Source organism: Pseudomonas sp. D8002 (genome assembly GCF_013385695.1).
In the GTDB taxonomy this organism is placed as follows: domain Bacteria; phylum Pseudomonadota; class Gammaproteobacteria; order Pseudomonadales; family Pseudomonadaceae; genus Aquipseudomonas.
The window spans coordinates 47,994-67,759 of the sequence record NZ_JACAPM010000033.1 but is presented as its reverse complement, the minus strand read 5'-3'; the positions used below and the strand labels follow the sequence as shown (position 1 = coordinate 67,759).

17 protein-coding genes and 1 pseudogene are annotated in these 19,766 nt (G+C 60.8%); 3 read left to right on the top strand and 15 right to left on the bottom strand.

The window, feature by feature from the left end; translation table 11 throughout:
• Nucleotides 1-570 precede the first annotated feature (570 nt).
• The 3 genes and pseudogenes from HX807_RS19995 to HX807_RS31975 all read left to right on the top strand — a co-directional run bounded on the left by HX807_RS19995 (nt 571) and on the right by HX807_RS31975 (nt 3,640).
• On the top strand, nt 571-1,890 hold the full coding sequence (locus HX807_RS19995; protein WP_161635727.1) for a Na+/H+ antiporter family protein: 1,320 nt from the start codon (nt 571-573) through the stop codon (nt 1,888-1,890).
• Between the two features lie 70 nt (nt 1,891-1,960).
• Nucleotides 1,961-2,782, top strand: a pseudogene (locus tag HX807_RS31980) (cache domain-containing protein); the annotation flags it as partial.
• Between the two features lie 36 nt (nt 2,783-2,818).
• Entirely contained in the window at nt 2,819-3,640 is an 822-nt protein-coding gene (locus HX807_RS31975; RefSeq protein ID WP_371132463.1) for a methyl-accepting chemotaxis protein, read from the top strand.
• Nucleotides 3,641-3,699: 59 nt separating this feature from the next.
• Here HX807_RS31975 and HX807_RS19985 read toward each other — a convergent pair whose 3' ends face one another.
• The 15 genes from HX807_RS19985 to HX807_RS19915 form a co-directional block, all read right to left on the bottom strand.
• Nucleotides 3,700-4,014 (bottom strand): DNA-binding transcriptional regulator, encoded by a 315-nt coding sequence (locus HX807_RS19985; protein WP_003219555.1) that lies wholly within the window; start codon nt 4,012-4,014, stop codon nt 3,700-3,702.
• A complete protein-coding gene (locus HX807_RS19980; protein ID WP_032899042.1) occupies nt 4,004-4,354 on the bottom strand; it encodes a toxin in 351 nt (116 codons plus the stop codon). Before HX807_RS19980 ends, HX807_RS19985 begins: the two co-directional genes overlap by 11 nt.
• Nucleotides 4,355-4,592: 238 nt before the next feature.
• On the bottom strand, nt 4,593-6,056 hold the full coding sequence (nuoN, locus tag HX807_RS19975) for an NADH-quinone oxidoreductase subunit NuoN (protein ID WP_003219557.1): 1,464 nt from the start codon (nt 6,054-6,056) through the stop codon (nt 4,593-4,595).
• Nucleotides 6,057-6,063: 7 nt separating this feature from the next.
• Nucleotides 6,064-7,596 (bottom strand): NADH-quinone oxidoreductase subunit M, encoded by a 1,533-nt coding sequence (gene nuoM, locus HX807_RS19970; RefSeq protein ID WP_003219558.1) that lies wholly within the window; start codon nt 7,594-7,596, stop codon nt 6,064-6,066.
• A 49-nt stretch (nt 7,597-7,645) separates the two neighbouring features.
• On the bottom strand, nt 7,646-9,499 hold the full coding sequence (gene nuoL, locus HX807_RS19965) for an NADH-quinone oxidoreductase subunit L (RefSeq protein ID WP_003219559.1): 1,854 nt from the start codon (nt 9,497-9,499) through the stop codon (nt 7,646-7,648).
• A complete protein-coding gene (gene nuoK, locus HX807_RS19960) occupies nt 9,496-9,804 on the bottom strand; it encodes an NADH-quinone oxidoreductase subunit NuoK (RefSeq protein WP_003219560.1) in 309 nt (102 codons plus the stop codon). The genes nuoL and nuoK overlap by 4 nt, the downstream gene beginning before the upstream one ends.
• Before the next feature lie 2 nt (nt 9,805-9,806).
• Nucleotides 9,807-10,310, bottom strand: coding sequence for an NADH-quinone oxidoreductase subunit J (gene nuoJ / locus HX807_RS19955; RefSeq protein WP_017476146.1), 504 nt, complete (start codon nt 10,308-10,310; stop codon nt 9,807-9,809).
• A 9-nt stretch (nt 10,311-10,319) separates the two neighbouring features.
• Nucleotides 10,320-10,868 (bottom strand): NADH-quinone oxidoreductase subunit NuoI, encoded by a 549-nt coding sequence (gene nuoI, locus HX807_RS19950; RefSeq protein WP_003174725.1) that lies wholly within the window; start codon nt 10,866-10,868, stop codon nt 10,320-10,322.
• Between the two features lie 11 nt (nt 10,869-10,879).
• A complete protein-coding gene (gene nuoH, locus HX807_RS19945; RefSeq protein WP_003219563.1) occupies nt 10,880-11,887 on the bottom strand; it encodes an NADH-quinone oxidoreductase subunit NuoH in 1,008 nt (335 codons plus the stop codon).
• Nucleotides 11,884-14,598 (bottom strand): NADH-quinone oxidoreductase subunit NuoG, encoded by a 2,715-nt coding sequence (gene nuoG / locus HX807_RS19940; RefSeq protein ID WP_008432794.1) that lies wholly within the window; start codon nt 14,596-14,598, stop codon nt 11,884-11,886. Before nuoG ends, nuoH begins: the two co-directional genes overlap by 4 nt.
• Nucleotides 14,599-14,733: 135 nt before the next feature.
• Complete coding sequence (gene nuoF, locus HX807_RS19935; RefSeq protein WP_003219566.1) at nt 14,734-16,089, bottom strand: NADH-quinone oxidoreductase subunit NuoF; 1,356 nt, start codon at nt 16,087-16,089, stop codon at nt 14,734-14,736.
• Nucleotides 16,086-16,583 carry an NADH-quinone oxidoreductase subunit NuoE gene (nuoE, locus tag HX807_RS19930; protein WP_003219568.1) on the bottom strand — a complete coding sequence of 166 codons (498 nt, stop codon included), beginning with the start codon at nt 16,581-16,583 and terminating at the stop codon, nt 16,086-16,088. Before nuoE ends, nuoF begins: the two co-directional genes overlap by 4 nt.
• A gap of 2 nt (nt 16,584-16,585) precedes the next feature.
• Nucleotides 16,586-18,370 (bottom strand): NADH-quinone oxidoreductase subunit C/D, encoded by a 1,785-nt coding sequence (nuoC, locus tag HX807_RS19925; protein ID WP_003219570.1) that lies wholly within the window; start codon nt 18,368-18,370, stop codon nt 16,586-16,588.
• A gap of 72 nt (nt 18,371-18,442) precedes the next feature.
• Nucleotides 18,443-19,117, bottom strand: a complete 675-nt coding sequence (locus HX807_RS19920; protein ID WP_003219572.1) for an NADH-quinone oxidoreductase subunit B family protein — start codon at nt 19,115-19,117, stop codon at nt 18,443-18,445.
• Between the two features lie 10 nt (nt 19,118-19,127).
• Nucleotides 19,128-19,541, bottom strand: coding sequence for an NADH-quinone oxidoreductase subunit A (locus HX807_RS19915; protein ID WP_003219575.1), 414 nt, complete (start codon nt 19,539-19,541; stop codon nt 19,128-19,130).
• Between the last annotated feature and the right edge of the window lie 225 nt (nt 19,542-19,766).

Below are 19,766 nucleotides of genomic sequence, written 5' to 3'. Positions count from 1 at the left end.
TTCGATGCGCGCCTGGGCGGCTTCGTCGAGCATTTCCATACTGGAAGCCTTGACCAGGTCGGAGCTCTGCGCCATGCGGTACAGCGAGAGACCTACCAGCAAGGTCACGATGCCCAGCAGGCAAAGACCGGCCAGCAGGGTAATTTTCCATTGAATGGACAGCTGTCTGAGCGACATGGAGCCTTCCTTAACTTTCGATACGACAGAGACGATCTGCCTGTATCGGCGGCTCGGAAATTTTCTTTATTCAAACGATCAATTTAAACCTGTTTGTGTGGCGAGGGGGCTTGTCCCCCGTTGGGCTGCGTAGCGGCCCCAAAAAAAGCGGGAGCGCTGCGCACTCCAACGGGGGACAAGCCCCCTCGCCACAGGACAAGCCCCCTCGCCACAGACAAATCCCCTAACCACTGACAAACCTTCTCCCCACTTTTTTGACAAGGCAGGCCGGGTGCTGCAAAGTGCGCGCCCTCTAATAAAACTCCCTTAAAACCTGGTTTGCGGCAGCCGTTCCCGACAGCAGCCCGGGCAGGTGCGTGCTTTTTTCATGTTTTCTGTCTTGAGGTAACGATGATTAATGCAGTAATCGCCGCGGTCGGCACCATGCTGGTGCTCAGCTTGTCCCGCGTGCATGTGGTGATCGCGATCATTGTCGGCGCCCTGGTGGGTGGCCTGACCGGCGGCCTGGGTATCGACGCGACGCTCAAGGCGTTCAACAGCGGCCTGGGTGGCGGTGCGACGGTGGCGTTGTCCTACGCGCTGCTCGGCGCGTTCGCCGTGGCGATTGCCAAATCCGGCCTGGCTCATGCGCTGGCCGATAAAGCCCTGCTGCTGGTGGATCGGCAGGAAGCCACGGGCGGCAGTCACGTCAAATGGCTGCTGATCGGTCTGCTCTGGGTGGTGGCCATCGCCTCGCAGAACATCCTGCCGATCCACATCGCGTTTATCCCGCTGCTGGTACCGCCGCTTTTATATGTGCTGACCAAACTGCAGCTGGACCGCCGTCTCATCGCCTGCGTCATGACCTTCGGCCTGATCACGCCCTACATGTTTCTGCCGGTGGGCTTCGGCAACATCTTCCTGAATCAGATCCTGCTGGCCAACGTGGCCAAGAGCGGTGTCGACATCAGCCAGGTCAATGTCACCCATGCCATGGGCCTCCCGGCGCTGGGCATGGTGGTCGGTTTGCTGGTGGCGGTGTTTGTCAGCTACCGCAAGAAGCGTGTGTACGACCTGGAGAAGATCGAGCGAGTCGAGCAGGTGGCGGTGCACTACAACCCGCTGACCCTGCTGGTGGCCGGCCTGGCGATTGCGGCGGCGTTCATTATCCAGCTGTGGCTGGACTCGATGATCATTGGCGCCCTGGCCGGGTTCCTGATCTTTTCGGTGTCGGGCATCGTGCGCTGGCGCGACACCGATGACCTGTTCACCGAAGGCATGAAGATGATGGCGATGATCGGCTTCATCATGATCGCCTCGTCAGGCTTTGCCGAAGTGCTCAAGGCCACCGGTGAAGTGCAGACACTCGTGCAAGCCTCCGCGGCGTTTATCGGCCATAGCCGCGGTGTGGGCGCGCTGCTGATGCTGCTGGTGGGCTTGCTGGTGACCATGGGCATCGGCTCGTCGTTTTCCACGGTGCCGATCCTGGCGGCGATCTTTGTGCCGCTGTGCGTGCAGCTGGGCTTCAGCCCGCTGGCGATCGTGTGCATCGTCGGCACGGCCGGGGCATTGGGTGATGCCGGCTCGCCTGCGTCGGACTCCACCCTGGGCCCGACTTCCGGTTTGAACATCGATGGCCAGCACCACCATATCTGGGACACCGTGGTGCCGACCTTCCTGCACTACAACATTCCGCTGCTGGCGTTTGGCTGGTTTGCCGCGATGACGCTCTGACGGGATTGTCCTACAGATTTATTGTAACTAGCCGTTAACCTCTTGAGTTGTCCCTCAAGAGAGAAGAGCCATGCGTCTGAGTCTAAAGGCCAAAGTACTGTCCCTTGCTGTCCTGCCCGTGTTGTTGTTTGCCGTGATCATCAGCCTGACCACGGTGTGGATCCTTCGGGAGCAGGCCCGCAACGAGGTCGAAGAAACCCGTCAGAACCTGCTCAACGACGCCAAGACCACCTTGCGCGGCTACGTCGAGGTTGCGATGACCACCATCAAGCCGCTGTACGACGCTGCCGCCCAAGGCGATACGGCCGCACGGGCGCAAGTGGTCAAGCTGCTGTCCAACACCAGCTATGGCAAGGATGGTTATTTCTTCGGCTACGACTCCGAGACCATTCGCCTGTTCAAGGGCAACAGCCCGGACGGCGTCGGCAAAAGCTTCAAGGACAACCGCGACCCGAACGGCGTCTACGTCAACCGCGACCTGGTGAAAGTCGGCAAGGACGGCACCCACTACCTGCAATACAGCTCGACGCAGCCCGGCCAGACCGAACTGGTGCCCAAGCTCGGCTACACCGAATACCTGCCCAAATGGGACATGGTGATCGGTACGTCGGTGAACCTGGACGGTATCGATGCACAAGTTGCCGTGGTTCAGGCCAAGGTCGAGAAGCGCATGGAAGGCGTGGTGCTGAGTATTATCGGTATTGCCGTGGTGGTGCTGTTGGTGATCGCCGCCGTGGGCATGCTGGTGGCCAATACCATCCTGCGACCGCTGCACCTGATGAAGATCAACCTCGACGACATCGCCGCCGGTGAGGGTGACCTGACCCGCCGCCTGGCCATCACCAGCCAGGACGAGCTTGGCGAACTGGCAGGCTCTTTCAACCGCTTTGTCGACAAGATCCACAGCCTGGTACGCCAGATCACCGAGATGACCTCCCAGCTTACCGGCCTGGTGAGCCAGGTCGCCGAGCAAGCCAACCGCTCGGAAAAGGCCATGGAGCGCCAGCGTCACGAGACCGACCAGGTGGCTACCGCGATCAACGAAATGTCCTCCGCGGCCCATGAAGTGGCGCGCAGTGCCCAAGGCGCAGCCGTCGCTGCGCAGCAAACCGACGCCGAAGGCCAGGCCGCGAAAAAAGTCGTGGATGGCAGCATCGCGCAGATTCACGCGCTGGTGAACGACATCCGCAGCAGCGGCGTGTCCCTGGACAGCTTGCAGCAGGATGTGTCGTCGATTGTCAGCGTGCTTGGCGTGATCCGCTCGATTGCCGAACAGACCAACTTGCTCGCCCTCAACGCCGCCATTGAAGCCGCGCGGGCAGGGGAGGCCGGTCGTGGTTTTGCCGTGGTCGCCGACGAAGTACGGGCGTTGGCCAGCCGCACCCAGCAAAGCACCCAGGAGATCCAGGGCATGATCGACCGCCTGCAAAAAGGCACCGAAGCCGCCGTGGAGTCCATGCGCCGTTCCAGTGATGCCGGTGACGGCACATCGGCCCAGGCCAACGAAGCCGGAGCATCCCTGGACACCATGGCGCAGCTGATCGGCACCATCAACTCGATGAACGCGCAGATCGCCAGCGCGGCGGAAGAACAAACCGCCGTGGCCGAAGAGATCAACCGCAGCGTGCATCAGATCGCGGTGGCGGTTGACAGTGTGGCCGATGAAACCCAACAGGGTGCCCAGACCTCCCGCAGCCTGGCGGACCTGGGGCAGCGGTTGGGTCAGTTGGTGGGGCAGTTCAGGATTTGATTGCAGGCTTGAGCCATCGGCAACGTCCCGTTGCCGACGGGCTTGGCTGGATTGATCGATCAGGTCAACAGCGCCAAACGTTCCACCGTCTCCGGAAACTTCGACACCAGCCGAATCAAGGTTGCCGCCTGAGCATTGGGTGTGGCCCGGCCTTGCTCCCAATTTTCCAGGGTCCGGGTGTTGGTGCGCAGGTACATCGCAAACACCGAGCGCGACAGATTGAGTTGTTGACGCACAGCGACTACTTCGTCGGCAGTGAGCGGTGCCAGCTTGCTCAACTGCACCTTGTGGCTGCGCAGCGTTACCTTGCCTTCTCGTTCATCTGCCAGCGCGTCGAAGCCTTCGACCAGTTCGGAAAAGATGTCACGTTTCATAAGATTTTCTCGCTTTGATTTCCCTGTCCAGCAGGTGTTTGAGCGCCGTTTTGTGTTGAGCGCTCAGGTCGTCCTGTTCGTGTTTGCCATAAAGGGTGAACAGCCAGAACTGCGTACCGCCCGACCACCAGTAATAGATGACTCGCAGGCCACCCCGTTTGCCCTTGTTGCGTCGCTCGTCGACAAAGCGCACCTTGCGTAACCCGCCGGTTCCCTCTATCACGTTGCCCGCTTGCGGGTTTCTCATCAACTCTTGTTGAAAGCCGTGAAATAACTCATCACTCAGATAATCCCTGCGGTGCCGCTCAAAGGCTGGCAATTCGATAAATAGAGCATCCATGTTCTGTACGTAGCCTGCGTATAGTTTGGTGGCCCATCTGCGGTGGGTCAAGTGACCCTGCTGTGGGATGTTTCCTAAAACGCAACCACGATACGAGCGACCCAGGCAGGGTGATGCCGGAAGGGGAGGCATCTCGACGAGGAAAATTCCCTTTGTGTGTCAGACAACAAATTAATACGCCAGAAACGCAAAACGGCGCCCGAAGGCGCCGTTTTGCTTGCTGCGTTTAACTAAGCGATCAACCCGCCATCACCGCATGCTGCACCAGGGTGAGCAACGGTTGTGGGTACACACCCAGGAAGAACGCCAGCAGGGCGATTGCCAGCAGCATCACGCCGCCTGCTTTCTGTTCCCAGTGCAACTCGGCGTCCACACGGCGCAGGTTTGGCTCGATCAGGTACAAGGTCACCATCACGCGCAGGTAGTAGAAAACGCCGATGGCGCTGCCCAGTACCAGGGAAGCAACCAACCACCATTCGTGCGCTTCAACACCGGTGGCCACGATGTAGAACTTGCCGATGAAGCCCGCAGTCAGCGGGATACCCGCCAGGGACAGCATCATCACGGTCAGTACGGCGGTCAGGTACGGACGGCGCCAGAACAGCCCGCGGTATTCGTACAGGGCGTCGGCGTCGCGGCCTTTGTAAGGCGAGGACATCAGCGTGATCACACCGAATGCACCCAGGCTTGTGATCACGTAGGTGACCAGGTACACGCCGATGGCTTCCATCGCCAGGCCCTTGCTCGCCACCAGGGCGATCAGCAGGTAACCGAAGTGCGCGATGGACGAATAACCCAGCAGACGCTTGAGGTTGTTCTGGGTCAGCGCCAGCAGGTTGCCGAACAGGATCGAAGCGATGGCGATGATGGTCAGCACGTTGCTGAGTACACCGGTGTTGGCCGCAGGGGAGATCTGGAACAGACGCACCATCACGGCAAACACGGCGACTTTCGACGCGGTAGCCAGGAAAGCAGCCACCGGCGCCGGGGCGCCTTCGTACACGTCCGGGGTCCACAGGTGGAACGGCACCAGCGACAGCTTGAACGCCAGGCCGATCAGCATCATGGCCAGGCCCAGTTGGGCGATTGGCGCAGGGCTGCCGGAGGCTGCCAGGGCGTGACCGATACCGCTGAAGCTCAGGCTGCCGGCTTCTGCGTAGAGCAGGGCCATACCGAACAACAGGAACGCCGAACCGGCTGCCGACAGCACCATGTACTTGATGCCGGCTTCCAGGGAGCGCTTGTTGAAGAAGGCATACGCCACCAGGCCGTAGACCGGGATCGACAGCAGTTCCAGGCCGATGAACAAGCCGGCCAGGTGCTGCGCGCTGACCAGCACGATACCACCGGCCGCAGCCAGCAGGATCAGCAGGTACAGCTCTTCGCGGTTGCCCGGGTAGCCGGTGCCGCCTTCGCCGAGGTAGGCGTGGGCGAGCGTGACGCAGGCCAGGGTGGCAACCAGGATCAGCGCGATATACAGCAGCGCGAAGTCATCGACCATCATCAGCGGGGTCACGGCCAGTGGCGCGACCTTGAGTGCCGGGATAATCGACAGCAGGGCCAGGTTCAAGCCCGCACAGGACAGCAGGAACGTTTGCGAGTGATTGCGGCGCCAGGCGATCGCCAGCATCACCACCACGATGGTGAGGCTGGTGATCAGCAGCGGCGCAAGCGCGATAAAGTGTTGGATCGTGAATTCCATAGCGCTCTTACCGGGCCGAAGCGAGTTGAGAGAAGGCGGTGCCGAACCACTGCTGCACGCCATGCATCGTTGCGGCAGAAGTATCCAGGAACGGTTGCGGGTACACGCCGATAAACACCAGCAGTACCGCAAGGCCGAGCACCATGATCAGTTCGCGACCGTCCATGCCGTGCAACACGGTGTCGGACTTGGCCGGACCGAAGTATGCGCGGTGGATCATGATCAGCGAGTAGACCGAACCGAACACCAGGCCAGACGTAGCGATCGCACTGACCCACGGCGTATGCACGAAGGCACCCATCAGGATCAGGAACTCGCCGATGAAGTTGCCGGTACCCGGCAAGCCCAGGGATGCGGCGGCGAAGAACAGGCTGATGGCCGGCAGGTAGGCGATACGTGACCACACGCCACCCATCTCGCGCATGTCACGAGTGTGCAGGCGCTCGTACAGTTGGCCGCTGAGGATAAACAGTGCCGCAGCCGACACACCGTGAGCCAGCATCTGGATCACTGCGCCTTGCAGCGCCAGTTGGCTGCCGGAGTAGATGCCGATCAGTACGAAGCCCATGTGGGAAACGGACGAGAAGGCAATCAGACGCTTGATGTCGGTTTGGGCGAAGGCCAGGAACGCACCGTAGAAGATCCCGATCAGACCGAGGGTCATGGCGATCGGCGCGAACTCGGCCGAGGCATTCGGGAACAGCGGCAGGGCGAAACGCAGCAGGCCGTAGGCCGCCGTCTTCAACAGGATACCGGCCAGGTCGACGGAACCTGCAGTCGGCGCCTGGGCGTGAGCGTCAGGCAACCAGGAGTGGAACGGCACCACCGGCAGCTTCACCGCGAACGCGATGAAGAAGCCCAGCATCAGGATGTACTCGGTGGTCAGGGACATCTTGGTTTTCAACAGGTCGGCGTAGTTGAACGTGATCACGCCCGTGCTGTTGAAGTTGACCAGTACCAGGCCCAGGATCGCCACCAACATGATCAGGCCGGAAGCCTGGGTGAAGATGAAGAACTTGGTCGCCGCGTAGATCCGGGTTTTCTTGCCGTCCGAAGAACTGTGACCCCAGAGCGCGATGAGGAAGTACATCGGCACCAGCATCATTTCCCAGAAGAAGAAGAACATGAACAGGTCGAGGGCGAGGAACACGCCGACAACGCCGCCCAGGATCCACATCAGGTTCAGGTGGAAGAAGCCCACGTGACGCTGGATCTCTTTCCAGGAGCAGAGTACCGAGAGGATACCCAGCAGGCCGGTCAGCAGGATCATCAACAGCGACAGGCCGTCGAGGGCCAGGTGCACGTTGATGCCGAAGCGCTGGATCCACACGTGCTTGAATTCAAGCGCGAAGGTGGGATCGACACCCGGTGCCGGAGCAAATGAATAGTCACCGTGGGCCCACAGCCAGAGGCCGAGCGCGAGTTCCAGGGACATGGTCAGCAACGCAATCCAGCGGGGGAGGGTGGCGCCGAAGCGTTCACCCATCCAGCAGAGCAGGCCGCCGATAAAGGGGATCAGGATTAGCCAGGGCAGAATCATGACGGGCTCGTTTCCTTTCGCAAGTTCGCAAAGTTCGCAATGTGCATAGTCAGACCGCGACCACGATGATGGCGCCGATTACCAGGACGGCACCGGCCGCCATGGAAGCTGCATACCAGCGCAATTGGCCGGTCTCGCTGCGGCTCAGGGCGGTGTGACCGGCCTTGGCGGCACGCGGGATCAAACCGATGGTCTGGTCGAGCGGGTCTTTGCGCAGTACGTGGCTGATCGCAAGGTACGGCTTGACGAACAGTTTGTCGTAGATCCAGTCGAAGCCCCAGGCAGCGAACCACCAGGCCGAAAGGAAGCGGCCAATGCCACTGTTGGCGATGGCAGTGACGAAGCGGCGCTTGCCGAGGAACAGCAGGGCCGCCAGCAGGATACCCGCGATGGCGATGGCGCCCGAGGCAATTTCCAGGCTGTGCTTGGCTGCACCACCGGCATGGCCGGCGCTTTCCGGCAGAACACCGGCCAGTGGCGGGGTGATCATGGCGCCGACGAAGGTCGACAGGATGATCAGCACCGACAGTGGCAGCCAGTGGGAAATGCCATGGCCTGCGTGGGCTTCAGTCTTGGCTTCACCGTGGAACGTGATGAAGATCAGGCGGAAGGTGTACAGCGAGGTCATGAACGCACCTACCAGGCCGGCGTACAGCAGGCCGTGGTTACCGCTGGCAAAGGCTTCCCAGAGGATTTCGTCTTTCGAGTAGAAACCTGCGGTCACCAGTGGCAGGGCCGACAAGGCCGCGCCGCCGACGATGAAGCTGGCGTAGGCCAACGGCAGTTTCTTCCACAGGCCGCCCATCTTGAAGATGTTCTGCTCGTGGTGGCAGGCAACGATCACCGCACCGGAAGCAAGGAACAGCAGGGCCTTGAAGAAGGCGTGGGTCATCAGGTGGAAGATCGCGCCGTCCCAGGCGCCAACGCCCAGGGCCAGGAACATGTAGCCGATCTGGCTCATGGTCGAGTAGGCGAGGATACGCTTGATGTCGGTCTGAACCAGGGCAGCAAAACCTGCCAGTACCAGGGTCACGCCACCCACCAGGCCCACCAGATGCAGAATCTCCGGTGCCAGGGTGAACAGGCCGTGGGTACGGGCAATCAGGTAGACACCGGCGGTTACCATGGTCGCGGCGTGGATCAGTGCCGAAACCGGGGTAGGACCGGCCATCGCATCCGCCAGCCAGGTTTGCAGCGGCAGTTGCGCGGATTTACCGACAGCACCACCCAGCAGCATCAGGGTCGCCAGGGTGATCCAGAAGTCGCCGACCTGGAATTTCTGCGGTGCCAGCACCAGCAGTTCCTGGATGTTCAGCGTGCCCACCTGTTGGAACAGGATGAACAGGCCGATGGCCATGAACACGTCACCGATCCGGGTCACGATAAAGGCTTTGAGTGCGGCGTTACCGTTGTTGCGGTTGCTGTAGTAGAAACCGATCAACAGGTACGAGCACAGGCCCACACCTTCCCAGCCGAAGTACAGGAACAACAGGTTATCGCCCAGCACCAGGAACAGCATGCTGGCGATAAACAGGTTGGTGTAGGCGAAGAAGCGCGAGTAACCGGCTTCACCGCGCATGTACCAGGACGCGAACAGGTGGATCAGGAAGCCCACACCCACCACCACGCCGAGCATGGTGATCGACAGGCCGTCGACGTAGAGGGCGAAGTTGGGCTTGAAGCCCTCCACCGACATCCACTGCCACAACACCAGGGTGTAGTGACCGCCTTCAGGCGGTGCGACGTTGAATTGCCAGATGACGTAGGCGGCGACAATTGCCGACAGGCCAATGGAACCTACGCCGACCAGGGCCGAGAGGTTTTCCGACCAGCGTCCACGGGAGAACGACAGCAGCAGGAAACCGATCAGGGGAAATACGAAAGTCAGAAAGATCATGTTCATCCGCGCATCTCACTGGCAGCGTCGATATCAAGCGTGTGGAAGCGACGATACAGTTGCAGCAGGATCGCCAGGCCAATACTGGCCTCGGCGGCTGCCAGGCTGATCACCAGGATGAACATCACTTGTCCATCCGGCTGGCCCCAACGGCTACCGGCCACGATGAACGCGAGTGCCGCGGCGTTCATCATGATTTCCAGGCTCATCAACACGAACAGAATGTTGCGGCGAACCATCAGGCCGACCAGGCCAAGGCAGAACAGGATGCCGGCGACCGCCAGACCATGCTCCAAAGGGATAGCAGGCATCGTCATTGCTCCTTGGCTTCGTTGCGGCCCAAGTGGAAGGCGGTGATGGCTGCAGCGAGCAGCAGCATCGAAGCCAGTTCGACCACCAGCAGGTACGGGCCGAACAGGCTGATGCCCACGGCTTTCGCGTCTACGGTGGTGTGGCCGATGGCCTGGCCGCTCTGGTGAGCGAATAGCACATACAGCAGTTCAGCCAGCAGCAGGGCTGCCAGGATCACCGGGCCGAGCCAGATGCCGGGCTTGAGCCAGACGCGTTCCTGGGCGACAGACGCCGGCCCCAGGTTGAGCATCATCACCACAAACACGAACAGCACCATGATGGCGCCGGCGTAGGCGATCACTTCCAGTACACCGGCGAACGGTGCGCCGAGGCTGAAGAAGGTCATGGCCACGGCGATCAGCGAAATGATCAGGTAGAGCAGGGCGTGCACGGGGTTAGTGTTGGTGATCACGCGAAGCGTGGACACCACTGCAATACCCGATGCGAAATAGAAAGCGAATTCCATCTTTCTTCCTTAAGGCAGCAAGCTCTTCACGTTGATCGGCTCGGCTTCGTTTTGTGCGGCGCCTTTCGGCTTACCGGCAACGGCCATACCTGCAACACGATAGAAGTTGTAATCAGGGTTTTTACCGGGACCAGAGATCAGCAGATCTTCTTTCTCGTACACCAGGTCCTGACGTTTGAACTCGGCCATCTCGAAATCCGGTGTCAGCTGGATCGCGGTGGTCGGGCAAGCTTCCTCGCAGAGGCCGCAGAAAATGCAGCGCGAGAAGTTGATGCGGAAGAAGTCCGGGTACCAGCGACCGTCTTCGGTTTCAGCTTTCTGCAGCGAGATGCAACCCACCGGGCACGCCACGGCGCACAGGTTGCAGGCCACGCAGCGCTCTTCGCCGTCGGGGTCGCGGGTCAGGACAATGCGGCCGCGATAACGCGGCGGCAGGTACACCGCTTCTTCCGGGTATTGCAGGGTGTCGCGTTTGCGAAAGCCGTGACCGAACACCATCACCAGGCTTCGCAACTGGGTACCGGTACCCTTAACGATGTCGCCAATATATTTGAACATGGGTCAAATCCTCACTGAACCGCGCCCGCTGGCGTGTTCAACAACACAACGGCAGCAGTCACCAGCAAATTGATCAGGGTCAGCGGCAGGCAGAATCGCCAGCTGAAATCCATCACCTGGTCATACCGTGGACGCGGGATGGAAGCGCGCAGCAGGATGAACAGCATGATGAAGAACGCGGTCTTCAGGAAGAACCAGAAGAACGCCAGCTGCGGCAGGATGCCGAACGGACCGTGCCAGCCGCCGAAGAACAGCGTGACCAGCAGGGCCGAGATCAAGATGATGCCGATGTATTCACCAACGAAAAACATGCCCCATTTCATGCCGGCGTATTCAATGTGGTAACCGTCGGCCAGTTCCTGTTCCGCTTCCGGCTGGTCGAACGGGTGACGGTGAGTCACGGCGACGCCAGCGATGAAGAACGTACAGAAGCCGAAGAACTGCGGAATGATGAACCACAGGTTCTGCGCCTGGTACTCGACGATGTCGCGCATGTTGAACGAGCCCACCTGCACCACGATGCCCATCAGCGCGAGGCCCATGAACACTTCGTAGGACACGGTCTGGGCCGAAGCCCGCAAGCTGCCCAGCAGGGCGAACTTGTTGTTGCTCGACCAACCGGCGAACAGCACCGCGTAGACCGACAGGCCGGCCATGGCGAAGAAGAACAGCAAGCCGATGTTCAGGTCCGCCACGCCCCAGGTCGGGGTGATCGGGATGATTGCGAAGGCAATCAGCAAGGCGCTCATGGCCACGACCGGTGCCAGGGTGAAGATCACCTTGTCGGCAAACGGCGGGGTCCAGTCTTCCTTGAAGAACATTTTCAGCATGTCGGCGGCGATCTGGAACATACCAAACGGGCCAACGCGGTTCGGACCGTAACGGTCCTGCCACCAGCCCAGCAGGCGACGTTCGACGAAGCTGAGCAAGGCGCCCGCCACGACCACGGCCAACAGGATCACGATGGCCTTGACCACCGCGATGATCACATCGATCACTTCAGGGGTGAACCAGGTCATTGAGCTGCCTCCTGCAGACCGTCAACGGTGAGGCCGAAGATCGCCGGAGGAATCCCCGCGAGGCCTTTTGGCAATGCAACCAGGCCAGCACCCAACTCTTCGTCGATGCGCAGCGGCAGACGCAGGGTCTTGCCGGCGACGTTCACGCTGAGCAGGGCACCGTCGTTGACGCCCAGGCGGTCGGCTTCGGACTTGGCTACGGACACGTAGGCGGCTGGAATGCGCTCTTGTACCGGCGCGGCCTTGGAAGAAGTCTCTTCGCTGCCGAACAGGTGGAAGAACGGCACAACCTGCCAGGTACCCTGGGCCGGGTTGAACGGACGCGGAACGCTGGCGAACCAGTTCAGCGAGTCACCGGTGCTTTCGATCAGGCGGGTGCCCGGGTCGCCGGCACGGATGTGGCCACCGACTTCGTCCTGGAACTTGTTCCAGGCTTGCGGCGAGTTCCAGCCCGGCGACCAGGCGAAAGGCACCTGCTGACGTGGCTCGACCGAACCCGAGTAACCTTCCATGGAGAAGGCAAACGCGGTGTCGTTGTCTTGCGGTGTACGTGGCTCATGCACGCTGATGTCAGCCCGCATGGCGGTACGGCCGGAGTAACGCAGCGGTTCACGGGCGAGTTTCATGCCCTTGATGCGGAACGAGGCAGACGGTGCAGCGTCGACGATGCGTGCCAGTTGCGGTGCGGCTGCGGCTGTGGCGGCAGTCACGTGGTCGAGCTGGGTCCAGTCGATCGGCTGGTTCAGCAGGGTAGCGCGCAGGGCATGCAGCCAGCGCCAGCCTTCGTGAACCAGGATGCTGGCGTCCATGTACTTCGGATCGAACACCTGGAAGAAGCGCTGGGCGCGGCCTTCCTGGCTGACCAGGGTACCGTCGCCTTCAGCAAAGCTGGCGGCGGGCAGTACCAGGTGGGCACGGTCGCTGGTGGCGGTTTTCTGGTGGTCGGCAACGATCACCACTTTGGCCGCGTTCAGCGCTGCGTCGACCTTGGCCGAATCAGTGCGGGTGTACAGGTCGTTTTCCAGCACCACGATCGCGTCGGCACTGCCGTCGGTCACGGCTTGCAGAGCGGCGTCGAGGGACTCGCCACCGAGCATGGCCAGGCCAAGGCTGTTGGCTTCCGGCACGATCAGGCTGATGGAACCGTTCTTCTCGCGCAGCTTCAAGGCTTTGGCAATGTTGGCAGCGGCTTCGATCAGCGCCTTGGAACCCAACGAGGTACCGGCAATGATCAATGGACGCTTGGCGGCCAGCAGGGCGTCGGCGATACGCTTGGCCAGTTCAGCGGCTTCAGCGTCCAGGCCTTCTACGGCAGGCGCACTGGCGTCGAGGGCGTGGGCCACGGCGAAACCGATGCGGGCCAGGTCGTCAGGCGCGGCGTGTACGCATTCTTCTGCGATGTCGTCGAGCTTGGTGGCGGTCAGGCTGGCGATAAACAGCGGGTTCAGCGCGTGCTGGCCGATGTTTTTCACCGCAGCGTCGAGCCAAGGCTGGACGCGCATGGCGTCGGCCATGTCTTCGGCCTTGCCTTTTACCGACTGGCGCAGGGACAGGGCCACGCGTGCAGCGGTTTGGGTCAGGTCTTCACCGAGGACGAAGATCGCGTCGTGGTCTTCGATGTCGCGCATGTTCGGAACCGGCAGCGGGCTGTCGTTCAGAACTTGCAGCACCAGGCGGATACGCTCCAGCTCACCGGCTTCGATACCCGAGTAGAAGTGTTCGGCGCCTACCAGCTCGCGCAACGCGTAGTTGCTTTCGAGGCTGGCGCGGGGCGAACCGATACCGACGATGTTGCGACCGCGCAGCAGGTCAGCGGCTTTATCCAGTGCTTCGTCGAGGCTCAACTTGGCGCCGTCGGCCAGCAGTGGCTGACGTGGGCGGTCTTCGCGGTTGACGTAGCCATAGCCGAAACGGCCACGGTCGCACAGGAAGTACTGGTTGACCGAACCGTTGAAGCGGTTTTCGATCCGACGCAGTTCGCCGTAGCGCTCACCCGGGGAGATGTTGCAACCGCTGGAGCAGCCATGGCAGATGCTCGGCGAGAACTGCATGTCCCACTTGCGGTTGTAGCGCTCGGAGTGAGTCTTGTCGGTGAACACACCGGTCGGGCAGACCTCGGTGAGGTTGCCGGAGAATTCACTTTCCAGGGTGCCGTCTTCAACGCGACCGAAGTACACGTTGTCGTGGGCGCCAAACACACCGAGGTCGGTACCGCCGGCGTAGTCCTTATAGAAGCGCACGCAGCGGTAGCAAGCGATGCAGCGGTTCATCTCGTGGGAAATGAACGGGCCCAGTTGCTGGTTCTGGTGGGTACGCTTGGTGAAGCGATACCGGCGCTCGTTGTGGCCGGTCATCACGGTCATGTCTTGCAGGTGGCAGTGGCCGCCTTCCTCACACACAGGGCAGTCGTGCGGGTGGTTGGTCATCAGCCATTCGACGACGCTGGCGCGAAACACTTTCGCTTCTTCGTCTTCGATGGAGATCCAGCTGCCGTCGGTGGCAGGGGTCATGCAGGACATGACGATACGACCACGGGTGTCGTTCTCGTCGGTGTACTGCTTGACCGCGCACTGGCGGCAAGCGCCAACGCTGCCAAGGGCGGGGTGCCAGCAGAAATATGGAATGTCGAGGCCTAGCGACAGACACGCCTGTAACAGGTTGTCTGCCCCATCGACTTCGAGCTCTTTGCCGTCTACGTGGATAGTGGCCATGGTTCAAAGTTCTTCGTTGGCCCGGTGTCAGCGGGCGTGGCTAATGGAATCTTGTTATTCATGTGCATCAACACAGCCTTGAAGGCGTCAGCACATGAGAAAGCGAAGGGCACGGACCCTTCGCCTTTTTAAGCGTTACGCGCCGACTACGATCGGCCTTGCCAGAGGCGGGACGGCGGCGCTGGTAGGCGCGATGCCGGCTTCGAACTCCGAGCGGAAGTATTTGATCGCGCTGCCCAATGGCTCCACGGCGCCCGGTGCGTGAGCACAGAAGGTCTTGCCTGGGCCGAGGAAACCGACCAGACCCAGCAGGGTCTCGATGTCGCCCTCGCGGCCTTCGCCGTTTTCCAGGGCCATCAGCAGCTTGACGCTCCATGGCAAACCGTCGCGGCACGGGGTGCAGAAGCCACAGGATTCGCGGGAGAAGAATTGCTCCATGTTGCGCAGCAACGACACCATGTTCACGGTGTTGTCCACGGCCATGGCCAGGCCGGTACCCATACGGGTGCCCACCTTGCCGATGCCGCCGGCGTACATTTGAGCGTCCAGGTGTTCTGGCAACAGGAAGCCGGTACCGGCGCCGCCTGGCTGCCAGGCCTTGAGGGTGTAGCCATCGCGCATGCCGCCGGCGTAGTCCTCGAACAGCTCGCGTGCGGTCACGCCGAAAGGCAGTTCCCACAGGCCCGGGTTCTTGACCTTGCCGGAGAAGCCCATGAGTTTGGTGCCCATGTCTTCGCTGCCTTCGCGGGCCAACGATTTGTACCACTCCACGCCGTCGCCGATGATTGCCGGCACGTTGCACAGGGTTTCAACGTTGTTCACGCAGGTCGGCTTGCCCCACACGCCCACGGCGGCAGGGAAGGGCGGCTTGGAACGCGGGTTGGCGCGGCGGCCTTCGAGGGAGTTGATCAGTGCGGTTTCTTCACCGCAGATATAACGCCCGGCGCCGGTGTGCACGAACAGTTCGAAGTCGAAACCCGAACCAAGGATGTTCTTGCCCAAGAGGCCAGCGGCCTTGGCTTCTTCCACGGCACGGTTCAGGTGCTTGGCGGCGGTGGTGTATTCGCCACGCAGGAAGATGTAGCCACGGTAGGTTTTCAACGCGCGGGCACTGATCAGCATGCCTTCGATCAGCAGATGGGGCAGTTGCTCCATCAGCATGCGGTCTTTCCAGGTGTTCGGCTCCATTTCATCCGCGTTGCACAGCAGGTAGCGGATGTTGATGGATTCGTCTTTTGGCATCAGGCCCCACTTGACACCCGTGGGGAAGCCTGCACCGCCGCGGCCCTTAAGGCCTGCGTCCTTCACGGTCTGGACGATGTCGTCCTGGGCCATGTCGGCAAAGGCTTTGCGCGCGGCCGCGTAACCGTTCTTGGCCTGGTACTCGTCAAGCCATACAGGCTCGCCGTCGTCACGCAGGCGCCAGGTCAGCGGGTGAGTCTCGGCCGACCGCTTGATGCGGTTGGCAGGACCGAAGGAAGTCAGGGTCATGGGTAGCCCTCGAGCAATTGGGTGACGCCAGCAGGCTGCACGTCGCCGAATGTGTCGTCGTCGATCATCAACGCCGGCGCCTTGTCACAGTTGCCCAGGCAGCACACCGGCAGCAGCGTGAAGCGCCCGTCCGGAGTGGTTTGGCCCAGGCCGATGCCCAGCTTGCTCTGGATCTCGCTGACCACGGACTCGTGGCCACCGATGTAGCAGACCATGCTGTCGCACACGCGAATGATGTGGCGGCCGACCGGCTGGCGGAAGATCTGGCTGTAGAACGTCGCCACGCCTTCAACGTCGCTGGCGGGGATGCCGAGGATCTCGCCGATGGCGTAGAGGGCGCCGTCCGGCACCCAGCCACGTTCCTTCTGGACGATCTTCAAGGCTTCGATCGACGCCGCGCGCGGGTCTTCGTAGTGATGCAGCTCGTGCTCGATGGCCGAGCGCTCGGTTTCACTCAAGGTGAAACGGTCTGTCTGGATAAGCGTGCTATTCATGCTTAGCGGTCCACGTCGGCCATAACGAAATCGATACTACCCAGGTACGCAATCAAGTCCGCGACCATTTCACCTTTGATCACCGAAGGGATCTGCTGCAGGTGCGGGAAGCTTGGCGTACGAATCCGGGTGCGGTAGCTCATGGTGCCGCCATCGCTCGTCAGGTAATAACTGTTGATACCCTTGGTCGCTTCGATCATCTGGAAGGACTCGTTGGCCGGCATTACCGGGCCCCACGAAACCTGCAGGAAGTGCGTGATCAGGGTTTCGATGTGTTGCAGCGTGCGCTCTTTCGGCGGCGGCGTGGTCAGCGGGTGATCCGCCTTGTACGGGCCTTCCGGCATGTTGCGCATGCACTGTTCGATGATCTTCAGGCTCTGGCGCATTTCTTCGACGCGCACGATGCAGCGGTCGTAGGCATCGCCGTTGGCCGCCAGCGGCACTTCGAATTCGAAGTTCTGGTAGCCGGAGTACGGGCGTGCTTTACGCAGGTCGAAATCGCAACCGGTGGAACGCAGGCCAGCACCGGTGACGCCCCATTCCAGGGCCTCTTTGGTGTTGTACTGGGCGACGCCGATGGTCCGGCCCTTGAGGATGCTGTTGTCCAGGGCGGCTTTCTGGTATTCGTCCAGACGCTTGGGCATCCAGTCGATGAATTCCTTGACCAGGCGTTCCCAGCCACGCGGCAGGTCGTGGGCGACGCCGCCGATGCGGTACCAGGCCGGGTGCAGGCGGAAACCGGTGATGGCTTCGATGACCTTGTACGCACGCTGACGGTCGGTGAAGGTGAAGAACACCGGGGTCATGGCGCCGACGTCCTGGATATAGGTACCCAGGAACAGCAGGTGGCTGGTGATCCGGAAGAACTCGGCCATCATGATGCGGATGGTGTCGACCTTGTCCGGCACCTTGATGCCGGCCAGCTTCTCGACCGAGAGCACGTACGGCAGGTTGTTCATCACGCCGCCGAGGTAGTCGATACGGTCGGTGTACGGGATGAAGCTGTGCCACGACTGACGCTCGGCCATCTTCTCGGCACCACGGTGGTGGTAGCCGATGTCCGGTACGCAGTCGACGATTTCTTCGCCGTCCAGTTGCAGGATGATGCGGAAGGCACCGTGAGCCGAAGGGTGGTTCGGGCCCAGGTTAAGGAACATGTAGTCCTCGTTGGTGCCGGAGCGCTTCATGCCCCAGTCTTCCGGACGGAAGCGCGCAGCCTCTTCTTCAAGCTGTTGCTTGGCGAGGGTCAGGCTGAATGGATCGAATTCGGTGGCGCGGGCAGGGAAGTCCTTGCGCAGCGGGTGACCTTCCCAGGTCGGCGGCATCATGATGCGCGACAGGTGCGGGTGGCCCGGGAAATCGATGCCGAACATGTCCCACACTTCACGCTCGTACCAGTTGGCGTTGGGCCAGATACCGGTCACGGTCGGAACGCTCAGGTCGCTCTCGGAGAGGGCCACCTTGATCATCACGTCGCTGTTACGTTCCAGCGACATCAAGTGGTAGAACACGGTGAAGTCGGCGCCGCTCGGCAGCCCCTGGCGCTTGGTGCGCAGGCGCTCGTCCACGCCATGCAGGTCATAGAGCATGACGTACGGCTTGGGCAGGTTGCGCAGGAAGCTCAGGACTTCGACGAGCCTGGCACGTGCCACCCACAGCACCGGCATGCCGGTGCGTGTGGCCTGGGCGGTGAAGGCGTCAGGGCCAAAACGGTTGTTGAGTTCGACGACCACATCCTGGTCGTCTGCCTTATAAGGCGGGATGTACAGAGCACTGCCTGTAGTCATGGTTTTTTATCGCTTTCGGTCAACGTAAAGAATGAAGCCAGGTTTTCGTTCTATAAAAGAAGCGGTTCTGGATCAGACTTCGTCGGGGCTGCGCAGGTTGGTTACCTGAATACGCTGTTCGCGGCGCTGTTCCTTTTGTGACGGCATCTCGGCGCGGTATACGCCTTGATCTCCGACAACCCAGGAAAGTGGGCGACGCTCCTTGCCAATCGATTCCTGCAACAGCATCAAGCCTTGCAGAAATGCTTCAGGGCGGGGCGGGCAGCCAGGCACGTAGACGTCCACGGGCAGGAACTTGTCCACCCCCTGAACCACGGAGTAGATGTCGTACATGCCACCGGAGTTGGCGCACGAACCCATGGAGATAACCCACTTTGGCTCGAGCATTTGCTCGTAGAGACGCTGAATGATCGGCGCCATCTTGATAAAGCAGGTACCGGCGATAACCATGAAATCCGCCTGACGCGGCGATGCCCGGATAACTTCGGCGCCAAAGCGCGCGATGTCGTGGGGCGCCGTGAAGGCGGTGGTCATTTCCACGTAGCAGCAGGATAGACCGAAGTTGTACGGCCACAGGGAGTTCTTACGTCCCCAGTTGACCGCGCCACTCAGCACGTCTTCCAGCTTGCCCATGTAGATGTTTTTGTGGACTTGGTCTTCTAACGGGTCGGAAACGGTTTCCCGTTCGCCGATTGGGTACTGCTCGTTAGGAGCATCCGGGTCGATCCTGGTGAGATTGTATTGCATCGCCAAAGCCTCATTGTTTCAGCTTCGCTTGCCGCTTGCGACGAGCTTCCGGAGCCCAGTCAAGGGCGCCCACTCGAAATAGGTAGACAAGGCCTGCCAACAGAATTGCTATGAAAACGAGGGCTTCGACGAATCCGGTCCAGCCGCTTTCGCGGACGGACACAGACCAGGCAAAGAGAAAAAGGGCTTCGATGTCGAAGATCACGAAGAGCATCGCGACCAGATAGAATTTGGCTGAGAGCCGCAAGCGGGCGCCACCTGTAGGTAGCATGCCGGACTCGAACGGTTCGTTTTTGCTGCGGCCCCAGGCTTTTGACCCGAGGAGGCTGGAGACGCCGAGCATGAAGGCGCAAAGGCCGACTACACCGAGGAGGAAAATGGCAAAGCCCCAGTTGTGGGCCATGAGTCCTGTCGCTTCGGTCATGCTGGAAATCCTTAACAGAGAGCAAAGGTCTCTGAGCTCGAAAAAGTAACGATGCAGTGACGATATGTCGCAGCGCAATCAATCGCGGTGATTTTATGGCTAAACACCGGGCAAGTAAAATTCCTATAGCGAAATTATTCGATGGAATAAGGACATAGTGCACCTTCTTGGGGCTGTAGCCCTTGTGCTGCGGGCATTAGCGGGCTTTTCACGAATTGTGTTTTG